Genomic DNA, 14,970 nt, shown 5'->3' with positions numbered 1-14,970 from the left:
AAATGGTCGGTTCAGGAACTATTCCTAGCCGACCATTTATTTTGCCGTTCAAAATAATATTGCAATACATAAGTAGCCTGCTTGCATTGGGGGTGTGCTTCGATATTTTTTAGTAATCCTTTAATCACCGCTTGATGCAATGAGGGATTCATCAGCTCATTTTTTAACATAAGAATGGATTCTTTTTCCACAGATTCGTTCAGCGAAGCAATCGTCTCATCAAGGATCGCGTAAACCCTCTCCTTTGTAATCGATGTTCCCTGTGACCCTTTTAGCATAACGTAGACATCTTCTGTAATTGCCGGTTGGCTTGTATGTTTAGCCAAAATATGCGTCTTTTCCACAAGCGATTCAGCGAGCAGTTTTGCGTCAAAGGGCAGATCTGTAAGGAGCAATATTTCCATATAACTCTTCATGAGGCCAAGAATCGTATAGACGAGATCATATTTGTTCTCCAACACTTTTTCTCCATACACCTTTTCAAGCATCGTTAAAATCAATTCTTGCATCCGTTCATTATAGCCACTGATTTGCGTAATAAATTCCTCATCCAAAAAGTGAACTTGCTCTTTCATAAAGATTTTTGCGAATCCCGATTGCTTCAAAAAGCGTTCGAAGTGATATTCATAAAAATTATAGAGTAGTTGATCGGAAGCGCCTTCACTGACCACTTGGTCAACACCGGTAATAAACTCCTGTAAAAATTTATGAATTAAGGCCATAATCAGTTCATCCTTCGATTTGAATGAAAGATAAAAGGCTCCTTTTGATATACCAGAACGTTCCGTGATTTCTTGGACAGATGTTGCACGGAACCCTTGCTCAGCAAAAAGCTCCATTGCTTTTTCCATAATTAACTTTCTTTTTTCCATTTTTATCGTCCTGCTTTCCGCTATTTCTATTGACTTCTGACCAGCTGGTCATTTATTATAGAAAAATGAGTTTAAAATGTCAACAAAGGGACGGTGCAAATGAAAAGTATAGCTAATTTCGTTATGAAGAACAAGCTTGCGGTATGGTTACTCACCATTATCGTAACTGCTAGTGGTATTTATGCCGGGACTCAGATGAAAACAGAGTCCATTCCAGATATATCCATTCCTTATTTAATGGTGATGGATGTTTATCCAGGGGCAACCGCGGAACAGGTGATGGAGGATATATCCATCCCGCTTGAACGAGCGGTTGAAGACCTGGAAGATGTAAAAAATGTTTACTCTGACTCCTCTTCCAGCCTTTCCAGTATTCAAATTGAATATGAATATGGAGTTGATATGGCGGAGAAACGTCGTGAATTGCAGGACGCAATTGAAGGCGTCAACCTGCCAGAAGATGCCCAAGAACCGACGATTACAGCAATTAGTCTTGATATGATGCCGGTTCTTGCATTAAGCATCAGTAGTACAGAAGAAGACATTGTCGAGCTTACATCAACTGTAGATGAAGTCATTCTGCCAAAAATTGAAAAGTTGGACGGAGTAGCCTCTGCTACAATGGCCGGTCATCATGTAGAAGAAGTACAGCTTACATTCGATGAAGCCGCCATGGAAGAACTCGAGCTCGATGAAGAAACGGTAAGAGATATGATCCAGGCAAGTGACATGGCCGTTTCCCTCGGTCTGTTTGAGTTTACAGAAGGAGAAGAAGCTGTTGCCGTTGACGGGAAATTCACGACGGCGGAAGAACTGGAAGAGATGGTTATTCCAGTCACACCATCAGAAGAAAATCCTGTACCATTTGTAGAACTTGCTGATATTGCAGAAATCGAAACAGTCGGTAAGGTCGAGTCCATCTCCCGTACAAACGGAGAAGATGCGATTGGGATTCAAATTGTTAAAGGCCAGCAAGCAAACACAGTTGATGTTGTTAATGCGGTCAAGGATTTAATGGAAGAAGAACAGGATCGATTGGACGGACTTGTTGTAGATGTTTCGCTTGACCAAGGAGAACCAATTGAAGATTCCGTTAGCACAATGGTGGAAAAAGCACTATTCGGTGGAATAATTGCTGTTATGATTATCCTGCTTTTCTTACGGGATATTAAATCCACAATTATTTCCATCATTTCCATTCCAGTTTCTATTTTCACGGCTTTCCTGATCTTGAACTGGCTGGATATTACAATGAATATTATGACCCTCGGTGCGGTAACGGTTGCCATCGGACGGGTTATTGACGACTCGATAGTTGTTGTTGAGAATATTTATCGACGACTTCACTTGAAAGACGAACAACTTAGAGGGCGTGCATTAATCCGTGAAGCAACCATTGAGATGTTTAAACCTATCCTTTCGTCCACTTTAGTGACGATTGCGGTATTTGCCCCAATGGTCTTTATCGGTGGTATGGTTGGCGAACTATTCATGCCGTTTGCTTTAACGATGTCTCTAGCATTGCTCGCATCCTTACTTGTCGCAATTACAATTGTTCCGGCGTTATCCCATACATTGTTCAAGAAGAAATTATATGGTGACCGGACTGAAGTGAAACATAAAAAACAAGGAAAAATAACACAGGGATATAAGAAGTTCCTGAACTGGACATTAAATCATAAATTCATTACATCCTTTCTTGCAATTGCCCTACTCGTTGGAAGCTTATTCTTAACACCATTGATTGGCTTCAGTTTCCTAGGCAGTGATGAGGAAAAAGTGATGTATATCACCTATTCACCAGAACCAGGTGAGTTAATGGATGATACACTTGAAAATGTGGCAGAAGTAGAAGATAAGCTAATTGCCCGGGATGATACAGAAATTGTCCAGCTTTCCATTAATGATTCCACATCTCCTGAATCAGCGATGATGGGTACTGGTGGCGGCGGAGCACTAATCTTCGTTACGTTCGATGAGGATATGGAAAACTTCCCTGAAGTACGAGATGAAATTAAAGATTATATTACGGAAATCGGCCACTCTGGAGAATGGATCAGCCAGGACTTCTCTATGGATATAGGCTCGAATGAGCTAAGCTATACATTCTACAGTGAAAATCGAAATGATTTAAATGAAGCTGTTCGGATGGTTGAAGAAGTTATGACTGAAAATGAGCGCTTGGAAGATGTAACGTCGACTGCAGAAGGTGCATACGTCGAGCATATCTTGAAAGTTGATCAAGCGGATCTCCTGCAATATGGTTTAACAACAGGACAAATCGTCGGTATACTAAGCAATTCCTCTACAGAAGATGTACTGACAACGGTAGAAAAAGATGGTGAAACTCTTGACGTTATCGTTCAGCAAGAAGCAGAAACAGAAGCAACTTCAATTGATGAATTACTTGAATTAGAAGTACCTGTACCTGCTCAGCCAGGAACCGTACTTCCGTTATCTGAATTAGTATCTGTGGAAGAGGATTCAACGGTTGCTACATTGTCCAGAAGTAATAACCAATACTATGCGACCGTATCGGGAACGATTCTAGATCAAGATATTTCACAAGCAACTTCAGAGCTTGATGAGGCAATTGAAGATCTTGAACTGCCTCGAGGTGTGGAAGTAGGCATTGCCGGGGTTGCAGCTGATATGGAAGAAACATTTGAAAAGCTTGGTGTTGCGATGCTTGCCGCAATTGCGATTGTTTACTTCATCCTAGTTGTTACCTTTAGTGAAGGAATTGCCCCATTCGCAGTTCTATTCTCCCTTCCATTTGCAGTTATTGGATCTTTCATTGGTCTATACTTGACTGGTGACACCATTTCCGTAACGGTAATGATGGGACTCTTGATGCTAATTGGTATCATTGTCACGAACGCGATTGTGCTTGTCGACCGGATCATCCGGATGGAACGCAGCGGTATGTCGCTTCGTGAAGCGATTATCGAAGGTGGAGGCACACGTCTCCGTCCAATTCTGATGACAGCTATCGCGACAATCGGAGCCCTTATCCCACTTGCTGTTACAGGTGGCGGAGGACTTGTATCAAGAGACTTAGGTATCACCGTTATCGGTGGACTCGCAAGTTCGACACTCCTTACACTCATTATCGTACCAGTGGTATATGAAATGTTAAGTAAACTCTTTAAGAAAGACCGTAAAAATATTAGAGAAGATTAATCGAAAAGGACGACCAGAATATTCTGGCCGTCCTTTTTAATTGGCGGGAGGGACATTGGGGTCAGAGCATCTGTCCCACTGGGACAGATGCTCTGACCCCAATGTCCCGATTAAAATCCGAAATCTATTCCAGTTAGTAGGTACGTGGCGACGAGCAGTACTAGCAGGTAGCCTGCGCTGAGCCAGAACATGTCAAACTTCGGTTTCTTCACATTAACCAAGAATAGATAAATATGAATCATACCAAAAAGCATCAGACCAAACACATACATAATCATAAAGTATTCAATAGCAAGTAAACCAAAAAGTACGAAAACGATACAAAATACGAGCACAAACGGGATGTTTACTGTAACGTATTTCGTCAGCAATAATTTATGTTCCATTTTTCGGTTTCCAAAATAGGATAGCATGTAATATAAAGTAAAATAGCCAACCGCAAACGTGACGAGCCAACCAAACATCGTCTTGAAAAGAAACTCAATCCCTATCGAACTGCCAAAAAAGCTTCCTAAACCACCAAACATATTGTCCATAAGGTTTTTCACAGAGAAATATGCGAACACTCCAAGGATAAAAGATAAAAGAACGAATATAATGACACTTGTTTCTAAACTAATTGAACGGTTGGAGTTAATGACCGAATGCGGTTTGATAATCGCATCTTTTAATATCCCTTTTGATTCATTCAGACTCCTATCAAAATTGAAATTTACTTTTTTATCTTTGGAATCTGTTTCTTTTTGCTGATTTTCATTTACATTAGATGGTTGTTGAACGTTCTCTTGATGTGTGGGTTGGATCTCTTCTTGGCAAGTTGAAGCATGCTGATGAATAGTTTGTTCTTGCGGAGAAGCTGTAGACTTCTCATCTGTCCCCTTCTCGTAATCCCCTTCTAACTGTTGACCATTGTTTTTGTCCATGCTGCTGGTTCCTCCCTTTTTAGTATACTTTTTATACTATATATCACCCTACTACACGCAACATCTACGATAATAGGATGTTCCCTAGCCGAAGTCGGATGGGAAAGTGCCACCATTTTCCATTCTCTTTTATCCAACCATAACTCTAACCAAATCACAATGGACTTATGACATAGGCACATCGATTGAAAAAGCGCGGATTATTGATGTATCAACAAATCCCGCGCTTTTTAATTTTTTGGGACAGGGGGTCAGAGCATCTGTCCCAGTGGGACAAATGCTCTGACCCCAATTGTCCCACTCGGACTATTCAATATAATTTACGATATTATAAATACCCGCTGAACCACAGCACATATTTTTGTCTAGCAGTTCGAGATAAGTAATCCCTAGCAACTCCAGCGGCTTATTCTCCCGTTTTTGAACATTTGTCATATGGCGGGACGGCTGGTAGGTTATAACTTTATTAATCTCTTTCGTACACGGTAAGCGTAATTCTCTCAAAATGACACTAATATCCACATTCTTTCTAGCAAATTGCTCTGCTCGTTCCGCCCAGTCTGTATCATCCGCCAATAACTTATCGTATTCTACGAGTTGTGCGCCACAGCCCCCGATGCTGTTAATTTATACAATAAATCTTGCTGGGAATCTTCATTGATAAACATACCGACGCCAGGCCGGACGGTAATGATGCCGGAAGATTCCAGGACAGTTACAGCTTCTTTCACGGACGTCCGGGAGACGCCGAACATTTCCGCAAGTGCTCGCTCGGATGGAAGCTTTTCCCCTGGGGAAATTTGTCCGTTTGCAATGGAAGTTTTGATTTGTTGAATGATCGTTTGATAGATTCTTTTTCGTTTTTTAATTGGTGCAAATTCCATAGAAAACCTCCAATCTGGCCAGTGGCTAGGTGGACAGTCCACAGTAGGTTTAGAAAAAAGAAACATGACATCCTGTTTCTTTTTTCTAACACTTATGATCGTTTGCTTACCGTAAATCTGCCTTTTACTTCATTTCCCCATTTTAATGTGTATTCTTCTCCGTCTGTAATCGGTCCAACGCCTTCGGGGGTACCAGTATAAATGATATCGCCTTTTGACAAACCAAATTCTTCATGGATGTATTCTAGTAATTCTTGGAAACTAAAAATAACGGATTGGATATTTCCCTGCTGAACCGTTTCCCCGTTACGCTCCAAGGAGAATTCCACATCTTTTATTTGTTCCACACCAGGGAACTCCCAAAACTCTGTCACAATTGCTGCATTCCTGAATCCTTTAGCGACAAGCCATGGATGCCCCTTTTTCTTCAGATTCGATTGAATATCTCTTAGTGTTAAATCAATACCAAGCGCCATTTGTGTAACGATTTCCTCTACCGTGAAACCGCGCTCCACTTCATTCCCGATATAAAGGACAATTTCCAGTTCATGATGGATATCACCGCGATTAGCTGGAAAAGATAAGACGCTACCATCCGCAGAAGCAAGCGCACTTGTCGGTTTTGAAAATACTAAAGGTTGATCTGGTACTTCGTTTCCTAGTTCCAGCGCATGATTTTTATAATTACGTCCGATACAAAATATGTTCTTAATTTCCATGATTTTTCCTCTCCTTCCTTCAGCTACATAACACGGGGATGATTCAACTTGATACGTGCTTTCGTTAAGTGACCCGCTACTGCTGCTCGAGCCACCTCGGCATACTCTCGCGTCCGTTACTTTCGCTTCCTTGAAGTTCTGCCTTATCTCGTACAGTCGCATACATATCCCCCTGATGATTGTTTAAAGCTAGAATACATCGTTTTTTTAAATCTGTCATCTTCTCCTTTGGGACATGGGGTCAGAGCATTTGTCCCATCTGGGACAAGTGCTCTGACCCCAATGTCCCACTGTCTGACTTTAAATTATGGAATAAACAGCGTACAGGCAAACACCTTGCACTTGAATGGATGAAACGGAGAAAATGGATAATCTGTTAGATGCAGAAAGTAATGAGGAAATACGTGGAAAACCTTCCAGATAAGATGTTGAAAACGGAACATCCACCTTTGTAATGGTATTGGGAAGGGAAGACGCGAGGAAATTGTGGGACGATTACTTCCCAAGCTGCCGAAACGCTAAATCAAATAAATCTCATTATTTGAGCGGGACATGGGGTCAGAGCTTTTGTCCCAGAAATCTGGGACAAGTGCTCTGACCCTAATGTCCCGCAACCCCAATGTCCCGCACGTTGTGTTATTTTTTTGCGACGACTATCAAATGGCCTTTGTCGAGTTCTGCTTCATATCTGTCTGCCTCTGCTTCTGTAAGGCCAAGGTTTTCAAATTGATTCCGGAGTTCGTCACCACGGGAACGGAAGACATTTGCGATTTTATCCAGGATGCCCTCTTCCTCCATGCCTACTTGATTCACATGCAGATTTTCTGATAGCTTGTCCGTTAGGTCTGGCTCGTGGGCAATAACATAAATTTCATCTTTTGTATAACCTTGTAGCATTAATTGGTCGATCTTCTCTTTTGCCTTCACACTATTTTCAACAACATAAACATTTTCCATTATTAAAAACCTCCTAAGCAGTTTACTAGTTTATGCTTCTCTTTTGCTTTCATTCTATGTTTAACCGCTTCAGAGAAAATAAAACATTTTCTTGCGGAATACGAATTACCCTGCTATAATGAACACTAACTAAATACTGGTATCTTTAATTCAGTCCTGTGAGGCTGACAAGAACAGCGGGTAAGTAGAGGATGCGTCTGCAGTCGATATACTGTAGATGTCTATCTTTATATTTAAAAGAGGCTAATTGTCAGCATATACTGATGATTAGCCTCTTTTTTACTTCCTCATGTATAGAAAATGGATACCAGCTAATGAGGAGGATACAAAAATGAAAAAATTTGATCCGGAATTTTCTCGGCAAGCTGTCCCAATGGGAAATCGTAATAGCTTTTGGAAAATCTTATCTGTGATGCTTGGAATGACATTTTTCTCAGCAAGTATGCTCGCAGGTGGAGAGCTCGGACTTGGTCTCACCTTCACACAATTTATGCTAATTGTTTTGATTGGGAACTTCATTTTAGGAATTTACTACTGGTTCCCTTGCTTTTATCGCGGCTAAAACTGGTTTATCGACCCATTTGCTAGCAAAATATGCCTTTGGAGAAAAAGGTTCACACCTGCCTTCTTTCCTGCTTGGCTTTACACAAGTCGGCTGGTTTGGGGTTGGAGTTGCCATGTTTGCGATTCCTGTTGCAAAAATTCTCAGCTGGAATGTGTACGCCCTGATTTTCCTGTTTGGGTTTGCGATGACAGCGAGCGCATTGTACGGGATGAAATCGCTCGTCCTACTTGGATATATTGCAGTACCAGCGATTGCGATACTTGGCACATATTCCATGTTTCACGCGACAAAAGCAATTGGTGGTCTGCAAGGTCTCATTTCCTACGAACCCGTAACATCTATTTCCGTGGCAGCTGCGCTTACGATTTGTATTGGATCTTTCATTAGCGCCGGTTCACTCACACCGGACTTTACCCGTTTTTCCAAATCACCGCGCCAAGCCGTAATGGCAACGGTCATCGCCTTTTTACTGGGTAACTCACTCATGTTTATTTTCGGTGCATTCGGTGCGATGGCATATGGCCTTGCTGAGATTTCCGAAGTTCTCTTTCTACAGGGATTGGTTATCCCAGCGATTGTTGTCCTTGGCTTAAATATTTGGACAACGAATGACAATGCGCTTTACGCTTCCGGATTAGCCTTTGCTAATATCACGAACATGCCGAAGAAATTATTTGTCATCATCAATGGACTCGTCGGAACGCTTTTTGCAATGTGGATGTACAGTAATTTTGTTGGATTTCTCAATGTGCTTGGAGCGGCAATTCCTTCCATTGGAGCGATTATAATTGCAGACTATTTCTTTATACGCAAGCGGAAATATGCTGAATTTGAGAAGATGCATTTTCAAAAAGTGAACTGGATTGCGATGATTGCTTGGGTAGCCGGAGTTAGTTTGGCCCAATTCGCACCAGGGATCAGTCCGTTAAATGCCCTGATTGGCACTGGGATGGTATATATTATATTAACGAAAATTTTACCTGAAAGAATTTTTGTAAAAGGGGTTGCTATGACAAATGATCATTAAAAATTGTACATTACGTGGACAAGATGGTACATTCCATATCATGATTCAAGATGGTGTTTTTGAAAAAATTACCGCAGATGAAAAGGAGTTGCCCGAGGATAAGGAAATCCTTGATGTCGGGGGTGCTCTCGTCCTTCCACCGTTTATCGAGCCTCATATTCATTTGGATACGACATTGACAGCTGGAGAGCCTGAGTGGAACAAGAGCGGTACATTGTTTGAAGGGATTCAGCGCTGGACCGAGCGGAAGGAAACATTGACGGAAGAAGATGTAAAAAAACGGACGAAAACCGTGCTCGAATGGCAAATCGCTCAAGGGATTCAGCATGTCCAGACCCATGTTGATGTGACAGATCCTGATCTGACGGCTTTAAAGGCAATGCTTGCTGTGAAGGAAGAGATGAGCGATTATCTCGACCTGCAAGTTGTAGCTTTTCCGCAAGAGGGAATTCTATCTTATCCGAACGGTGAAGACCTTCTTCGGGAGTCGCTCAAGCTTGGAGCTGACGTTGTTGGCGGGATTCCTCATTTTGAATTCACTCGGGAGTATGGCGTCGAATCCTTGAAGATCGCTTTTGATCTTGCCGAAGAATATGACCGGCTAATCGATATCCATTGTGATGAAATTGATGATGAGCAATCCCGATTTGTTGAAGTTGTTGCTGCGGAGGCGTTAAAGCGTGGGCTAGGTGCAAAAACGACTGCAAGCCATACAACAGCGATGGGATCTTATAATAATGCTTATACATATAAATTATTCGGATTATTGAAGAAGGCAGACATTAACTTTGTATCGAATCCGCTTATTAACATTCATTTACAGGGGCGTTTTGATACGTATCCGAAACGGCGGGGACTCACACGGGTAAAAGAATTGCTGGAATCGGATTTGAATGTTTGCTTCGGTCACGATGATGTTTTTGACCCGTGGTATCCTTTAGGAACTGGAAATATGCTGCAAGTATTGCATATGGGCATCCATGTCGCGCAGTTGATGGGCTATGAGGAAATTGTTAATTCAATCGATTTGGTTACTGCAAACAGTGCACGCACCTTGCATATTGAAGATCGGTACGAAATTGAAGCTGGAAAACCAGCAAACTTTATTGTTTTAGGGGCAGAAAATGGGTATGAGGCGATTCGGAAACAAACAATTGTCCGCTACGCCTTCCGAAACGGTAAGAAAATCGCCGAAACAAAACCAAGCGAAACCCATATCAACCTCAACACAAAAAAAGAAATCACCTTTACAAGATAGACAAGTGGTGGGACATTGGGGTTGGGACATTGGGGTCAGAGCACTTGTCCCAAAAAAGCGGGGACAGTTGCTCTGACCCCAATGTCCCTCTATTCATTATCAGCTTATTAAGATAACGAGTGGTTTCTACCGGATTTTTTTAGTTTCAATGTTTTATAGATTTTACTCACATTATAGCGAACAGATTCAGCCGGCTGTTCCAGTTCTTCAGCAATTTCTTGATTGTTTTTCTTTAGAAATATTAAATCATCAATAATAACAATCTTCATCCTAAACACCCTCTATTTTAAATAAACCTATCCAATCCCTAGTATAATGAGCCAAACTAAACAATTTCTAAACGGGAAAGGGACAAGGGGGTCAGAGCACTTGTCCCAGAGATTCTGGGACAGTTGCTCTGACCCCCTGTCCCCATTTTTAAATTGTTACAATGCGGTGAAGTATATTGCATTTTCACGTTGAATACAGTATATTTAAATTGTAAGAGATAGTGAAACATTTCACAATATAATATGTGAGGAGATAAACAAATGAAAAACTTTATTAAAGGACCTCAGATGGCGGTTGTTTGGACAGTATTGCGGGTTTGGTTAGGTGTACAATGGTTGACTGCGGGTTGGGGTAAAGTAGTTGGCGGATTTGATGCCGGCGGGTTTCTGCAAGGTGTACTTGCCAATGCAACAGGCGAAGCCCCTACAGTACAAGCATGGTACGCAACATTTGTCGAAGGCTTTGCTATTCCGAATGTCGGTTTAATAAATATCTTAATCCCGTGGGGAGAACTCTTGGTAGGTATCGGTTTAATACTTGGTGCAGCTACTATTCCTGCTTTAATCGCTGGTGCATTCATGAACCTTAATTTCTTACTTGCAGGAACATTGAGTACAAACCCTATACTTTACACGCTTGCGATTGTGCTTTTATTCACAGGTGCAGCAAGTTATTACTACGGTGTCGACCGTTTTATTGCTCCATATATCAAAGCACGCTTCAATAAAAAAGCAAAAACAAAACCAACAGATAAAACAGTTAACTTCCCAGCATAAACTGGGACAAATACACTGACTCTGTGTCCCGATTGGGACATGGGGTCAGTGTATTTGTCCCGATTAATATATTATTAAAAGTTTGGCGATTTACGTTTTCAGTTGGTATACCTGAGGTAAATGATACTTTTGATCTCTTACATTACGATGATAATTCCCATTTCCCCCTCTATTTTCCAGAAATAGCTCCCCCTTTACTGTAAATCCTCTATTTGCTTCTTCTTTTCGAACCGTCTATGATAAATGCTAGCATCCTTTCCCCGTCTTTTCTCCTATATACCCTATCATTAATTCTTTCAACATCTCATCTTTTTTCAGAAACGCATATCTTTTTTAAATAAACCAGGAAGGGAGGATATTTTTGTGGCGAGAAAGCCGCGTAAAAAAAGTTTAAGTGGGATTTATCATGTCATGCTGCGTGGGATTAATAAGCAAACAATTTTCGAGGATAAGAATGACAGATACAGATTTATGCAGACATTGGCATATGTTAAAAAGAAAAGTGGTCTTTTACTCTATGGTTATTGTTTAATGGATAACCATGTCCACCTGTTGATTGAAGAAAGAGAAGAATCAATTTCTAAAGCGATTCAGCGCCTAAGTTCAAGCTATGTTCTTTGGTACAATCGGAAATACGATCGAACAGGTCACTTGTTTCAAGGAAGATTTAGAAGTGAAACAATAGAGTCTGTCCGCTCTTTTTTAAAAGTACTTCGTTATATTCACCAAAACCCCGTTCAGGCGGGACTTGCTAGTGACGCCATAACATCTAAATGGACAAGCATGCAAGAATATTTAGGCAAACCTTCACTTGTGGATACCGAAGTTGCCGTTCAATTATTCGCTTTAGACAGGGAGAAGGCAATTCGATTATTTATCGAATTTATGCTGCTTCAACATGAAGATGAGTTTATGAATAATACAGGCAAAAAAGTTCTTGAGGATGCAGAAGTTATGAATTTTCTAACGGAGATAGGTATAAGCAACATAAGCCACCTGCAAAAAATGGGGAAAAGTGAAAGAGATGCAGTCATTCGTGAATTAAAAGCACTAAAAGGTATCACCATTCGACAACTCTCACGCATTACCGGAATCCCAAAAAGTGTCATCGCTCGTGTGAAATAAAATGGGACATTGGGGTTAGGACATTGGGGTCAGAGTAAATGTCCCACTGGGACAAATCCTCTGACCCCACTGTCCCTCTCCTAATCATCAAGAAGTGGAATGTCCTGATGTTTCGTTTCATTGGTGCGATTTATTGGAACGTGGTTGAAGATTTCACCACTTTCAAAGAACTCGGCAACTCTGCGAATCCAATCGTGGTAATCCATCCACTCCTGTAACTCTTCAAGTAGGTCGTCAACCTGCTTTTCTTCCTCTATCGATAATTCCGGGGATTCCTTTATTTGTTTTAATCTATTTTTAAGCCTTGGCTCAAAGCTTCTGTTACGCATAATCGCTTTTTGCCAAGAGGAATTGAATAAGGTAATAAAGGTTTCATAATGATCTTTTTCAAGTTGATATAAATCTTTCCGCACACCTTTTTTGAAAACCCGGACTAGCATATCCATATCAAGCATTTCGCGAACCACTTGACTCATCCGTGTTTTACTCATTCCAGTTTCGGCGGATAACTCATCGAGTGTCATCGGCTCACGATTCAAATAAATAATCCCCAGTATACGTCCGACAGTCGTAGAGACCCCGAATGTGCTCATGATATCGGAAATTCGATCAATAAATTGTGTTCGTATCTCATTAATATTCTCTCTATGAATTGTCATCGTTCTCCTTCCTTCAGTCGCTAGCCAAACTATAGTAGTACGTAAACTCTTTGCCGTTATTACTATAATATGTTTAAGGCGAATAAAAAAAGTATTTTCAATCGAAATTCCAAGAAAAGTACCCAATGATTGGGACAAATGCTCTGACCCCATGTCCCATTCTAGGAGGCTTGCGGCTTGGACGGTTTTACCGGGTGAAGTTTCCGTTCAATCCAGCCCATCGCCAAGTCTGCAATAATCGCCATAAAGGCTGTCGGGATTGCCCCAGCTAAAATAATTGCTGTCCCGTCCGTTGCATTCGTGCCAGTAATAATAATAGCGCCAAGACCGCCTGCACCGACGAACGCACCGATCGCCGCAATCCCGATGCCAATGACAATAGCAGTCCGAAGCCCAGCCATTATAACACTGATCGCTAACGGCAACTCTACCATTCGCAGTACTTGAAAGCGCGTCATGCCAGATGCATAAGCCGCTTCCACAACATTTTCATCTACACCTTTCATGCCAACATACGTATTTTGCGTAATCGGCAAGATGGAATAAAGCGCCAAGGTGAATACAGCCGTATTTACACCGAGTCCAAAGACCATCATAATAATCGCCATAGCACCTAACGCGGGAATCGTCTGAATAATACTTCCGAGGGACAATACCCATCCACTCAATTTACCGTATTTAGCAATAAGGATACCGAGCGGAATTGCGATAATAGCTGCAAATAATACACCATAAGCGGCCATCAAGAAATGTCTGTAAAATTCTACCCAAATATAACCCGCATTCATACTGACATAGGTGAAGAACTCTTGCAGTATTTCCATCTCACTCTTCCCCCTTTACGTCTTCAAAATAATTGTTTTCCTCGAGGAAATCCTTCGCTACTTGCCGAGGATTAATCAGCAAAACATCTGCCTGATAATTCAATTCCTGCATCTGTTCTGTAGAAATTTGCCCGTGCAACCGTTCAAGCATCTGAACCATTTCCGGATATTGCTCTAACGTTTCATTCGCAACGACAGGTGACGCATCGTATGGCGGGAAAAAGCGGCGGTCGTCTTCAAGCACTTTTAAATTAAATTCTTTAATTCTACCATCTGAAGAATAGGCAAGCACAACATCCATACTACCTGATGCCGCGGCTTGATAAACGAGCCCAATGTTCATCGGATATACTTCTCCAAAGGAAAAATACATTTCTTGAAATCCATCATACCCGTCCCCTTTCCGGTTGACCCATGAGTTATCCACGCCAAAGCGCAAATCATCTGCAAAAGGTTCCAAATCGGAAACGGTTTCGATATTATTTTCTTCGGCAAAGTCAGAGGTAATCGCAATTGCATACGTGTTTTCAAAACCATAGGTTGGCCCCCATAGTTGGTTGAATCGCCCTTCAAATTCCCGTTCCACAATTTCCAATGCCGCATCGGGATCTCTCACAGGTTCCATACCGAGTGCCCCGGATAAATCCGTCCCTGTGTATCTTGAAGCCGTGATATCCAGATCACCTCGCACCATTCCTTGATGCTGAACGATGGAAGAACCAAGATGTGTCACGAGTTCTGTATTTGCACCAGTCTCTCTTTCTATCATAAGCGACAACATTTCTGCTAATATATGAGATTCTGACGTTGCTATTGCCCCGATTTTAATCGTATTAGCGGCCGAACCAGTAAGTCCTGGTAAGGAGCAGCCAGTTAGCGTCAGAAGTAACATGAGTCCTATAATTCCTTTTCTCAAGTAATCCACCTC

The 14,970-nt window shown here is 41.5% G+C and carries 15 protein-coding genes and 1 pseudogene; 5 read left to right on the top strand and 11 right to left on the bottom strand.

Going from position 1 to position 14,970, the window contains the following annotated elements:
- Positions 1-11 precede the first annotated feature (11 nt).
- The gene (locus tag GN217_RS08205) at positions 12-872 is read right to left on the bottom strand and encodes a TetR/AcrR family transcriptional regulator (RefSeq protein WP_156856198.1); all 861 of its coding nucleotides are present in this window, start codon (positions 870-872) and stop codon (positions 12-14) included.
- 99 nt (positions 873-971) lie between these two features.
- Here GN217_RS08205 and GN217_RS08200 point away from each other — a divergent pair, with 99 nt between their 5' ends.
- The gene (locus tag GN217_RS08200; RefSeq protein WP_156856197.1) at positions 972-4,055 is read left to right on the top strand and encodes an efflux RND transporter permease subunit; all 3,084 of its coding nucleotides are present in this window, start codon (positions 972-974) and stop codon (positions 4,053-4,055) included.
- A gap of 110 nt (positions 4,056-4,165) precedes the next feature.
- On the opposite strand, the gene GN217_RS08195 is transcribed toward GN217_RS08200, so the two are convergent.
- From GN217_RS08195 to GN217_RS08170, 6 genes are all read right to left on the bottom strand, one after another.
- Entirely contained in the window at positions 4,166-4,978 is an 813-nt protein-coding gene (locus tag GN217_RS08195; RefSeq protein WP_156856196.1) for a hypothetical protein, read from the bottom strand.
- A 306-nt stretch (positions 4,979-5,284) separates the two neighbouring features.
- Positions 5,285-5,554, bottom strand: a complete 270-nt coding sequence (locus tag GN217_RS08190) for a (Fe-S)-binding protein (protein WP_156856195.1) — start codon at positions 5,552-5,554, stop codon at positions 5,285-5,287.
- Between the two features lie 14 nt (positions 5,555-5,568).
- Positions 5,569-5,862, bottom strand: a complete 294-nt coding sequence (locus tag GN217_RS08185; protein ID WP_156856194.1) for a FadR/GntR family transcriptional regulator — start codon at positions 5,860-5,862, stop codon at positions 5,569-5,571.
- 92 nt (positions 5,863-5,954) lie between these two features.
- The gene (locus tag GN217_RS08180) at positions 5,955-6,581 is read right to left on the bottom strand and encodes a fumarylacetoacetate hydrolase family protein (RefSeq protein WP_156856193.1); all 627 of its coding nucleotides are present in this window, start codon (positions 6,579-6,581) and stop codon (positions 5,955-5,957) included.
- Positions 6,582-6,657: 76 nt separating this feature from the next.
- A complete protein-coding gene (locus tag GN217_RS08175) occupies positions 6,658-6,801 on the bottom strand; it encodes a hypothetical protein (RefSeq protein ID WP_156856192.1) in 144 nt (47 codons plus the stop codon).
- Positions 6,802-7,217: 416 nt separating this feature from the next.
- The gene (locus GN217_RS08170; protein ID WP_156856191.1) at positions 7,218-7,538 is read right to left on the bottom strand and encodes a YflT domain-containing protein; all 321 of its coding nucleotides are present in this window, start codon (positions 7,536-7,538) and stop codon (positions 7,218-7,220) included.
- A 331-nt stretch (positions 7,539-7,869) separates the two neighbouring features.
- Here GN217_RS08170 and codB point away from each other — a divergent pair.
- Positions 7,870-9,130, top strand: a pseudogene (gene codB, locus GN217_RS08165) (cytosine permease).
- Positions 9,120-10,388 (top strand): cytosine deaminase, encoded by a 1,269-nt coding sequence (gene codA, locus GN217_RS08160; protein WP_156856190.1) that lies wholly within the window; start codon positions 9,120-9,122, stop codon positions 10,386-10,388. Before codB ends, codA begins: the two are co-directional and overlap by 11 nt.
- A 107-nt stretch (positions 10,389-10,495) precedes the next feature.
- On the opposite strand, the gene GN217_RS08155 is transcribed toward codA, so the two are convergent.
- The gene (locus GN217_RS08155; protein WP_156856189.1) at positions 10,496-10,657 is read right to left on the bottom strand and encodes a hypothetical protein; all 162 of its coding nucleotides are present in this window, start codon (positions 10,655-10,657) and stop codon (positions 10,496-10,498) included.
- 261 nt (positions 10,658-10,918) lie between these two features.
- Between GN217_RS08155 and GN217_RS08150 the strand changes: the two genes are divergently transcribed.
- Both GN217_RS08150 and GN217_RS08145 read left to right on the top strand, forming a co-directional pair.
- Entirely contained in the window at positions 10,919-11,434 is a 516-nt protein-coding gene (locus GN217_RS08150; protein ID WP_156856188.1) for a DoxX family protein, read from the top strand.
- A gap of 363 nt (positions 11,435-11,797) precedes the next feature.
- Positions 11,798-12,559, top strand: a complete 762-nt coding sequence (locus GN217_RS08145; protein WP_156856187.1) for a transposase — start codon at positions 11,798-11,800, stop codon at positions 12,557-12,559.
- Positions 12,560-12,639: 80 nt separating this feature from the next.
- Here GN217_RS08145 and GN217_RS08140 read toward each other — a convergent pair whose 3' ends face one another.
- The 3 genes from GN217_RS08140 to GN217_RS08130 form a co-directional block, all read right to left on the bottom strand.
- The gene (locus tag GN217_RS08140) at positions 12,640-13,218 is read right to left on the bottom strand and encodes a GbsR/MarR family transcriptional regulator (protein WP_156856186.1); all 579 of its coding nucleotides are present in this window, start codon (positions 13,216-13,218) and stop codon (positions 12,640-12,642) included.
- A 161-nt stretch (positions 13,219-13,379) separates the two neighbouring features.
- Positions 13,380-14,042 (bottom strand): ABC transporter permease, encoded by a 663-nt coding sequence (locus GN217_RS08135; RefSeq protein WP_156856185.1) that lies wholly within the window; start codon positions 14,040-14,042, stop codon positions 13,380-13,382.
- 1 nt (position 14,043) lies between these two features.
- A complete protein-coding gene (locus GN217_RS08130) occupies positions 14,044-14,934 on the bottom strand; it encodes an osmoprotectant ABC transporter substrate-binding protein (protein WP_156856237.1) in 891 nt (296 codons plus the stop codon).
- Positions 14,935-14,970: the final 36 nt, after the last annotated feature.

It is taken from the genome of Oceanobacillus sp. AG, from assembly GCF_009746545.1.
GTDB classification, from domain to species: Bacteria; Bacillota; Bacilli; order Bacillales; family Amphibacillaceae; genus Oceanobacillus; species Oceanobacillus indicireducens.
Note: the sequence above shows the minus strand (reverse complement) of the source record. Positions and strands in the feature narration are given on the sequence as shown.

Coding starts and splice junctions, on each gene's coding strand:
- GN217_RS08135 (WP_156856185.1), bottom strand. CDS start 14,042: ATGGAAATACTGCAAGAGTTCTTCACCTATGTCAGTATGAATGCGGGT.
- GN217_RS08155 (WP_156856189.1), bottom strand. CDS start 10,657: ATGAAGATTGTTATTATTGATGATTTAATATTTCTAAAGAAAAACAAT.
- GN217_RS08130 (WP_156856237.1), bottom strand. CDS start 14,934: ATGTTACTTCTGACGCTAACTGGCTGCTCCTTACCAGGACTTACTGGT.
- GN217_RS08170 (WP_156856191.1), bottom strand. CDS start 7,538: ATGGAAAATGTTTATGTTGTTGAAAATAGTGTGAAGGCAAAAGAGAAG.
- GN217_RS08205 (WP_156856198.1), bottom strand. CDS start 872: ATGGAAAAAAGAAAGTTAATTATGGAAAAAGCAATGGAGCTTTTTGCT.
- GN217_RS08185 (WP_156856194.1), bottom strand. CDS start 5,862: ATGGAATTTGCACCAATTAAAAAACGAAAAAGAATCTATCAAACGATC.
- codA (WP_156856190.1), top strand. CDS start 9,120: ATGATCATTAAAAATTGTACATTACGTGGACAAGATGGTACATTCCAT.
- GN217_RS08200 (WP_156856197.1), top strand. CDS start 972: ATGAAAAGTATAGCTAATTTCGTTATGAAGAACAAGCTTGCGGTATGG.
- GN217_RS08180 (WP_156856193.1), bottom strand. CDS start 6,581: ATGGAAATTAAGAACATATTTTGTATCGGACGTAATTATAAAAATCAT.
- GN217_RS08195 (WP_156856196.1), bottom strand. CDS start 4,978: ATGGACAAAAACAATGGTCAACAGTTAGAAGGGGATTACGAGAAGGGG.
- GN217_RS08140 (WP_156856186.1), bottom strand. CDS start 13,218: ATGACAATTCATAGAGAGAATATTAATGAGATACGAACACAATTTATT.
- GN217_RS08175 (WP_156856192.1), bottom strand. CDS start 6,801: ATGACAGATTTAAAAAAACGATGTATTCTAGCTTTAAACAATCATCAG.
- GN217_RS08150 (WP_156856188.1), top strand. CDS start 10,919: ATGAAAAACTTTATTAAAGGACCTCAGATGGCGGTTGTTTGGACAGTA.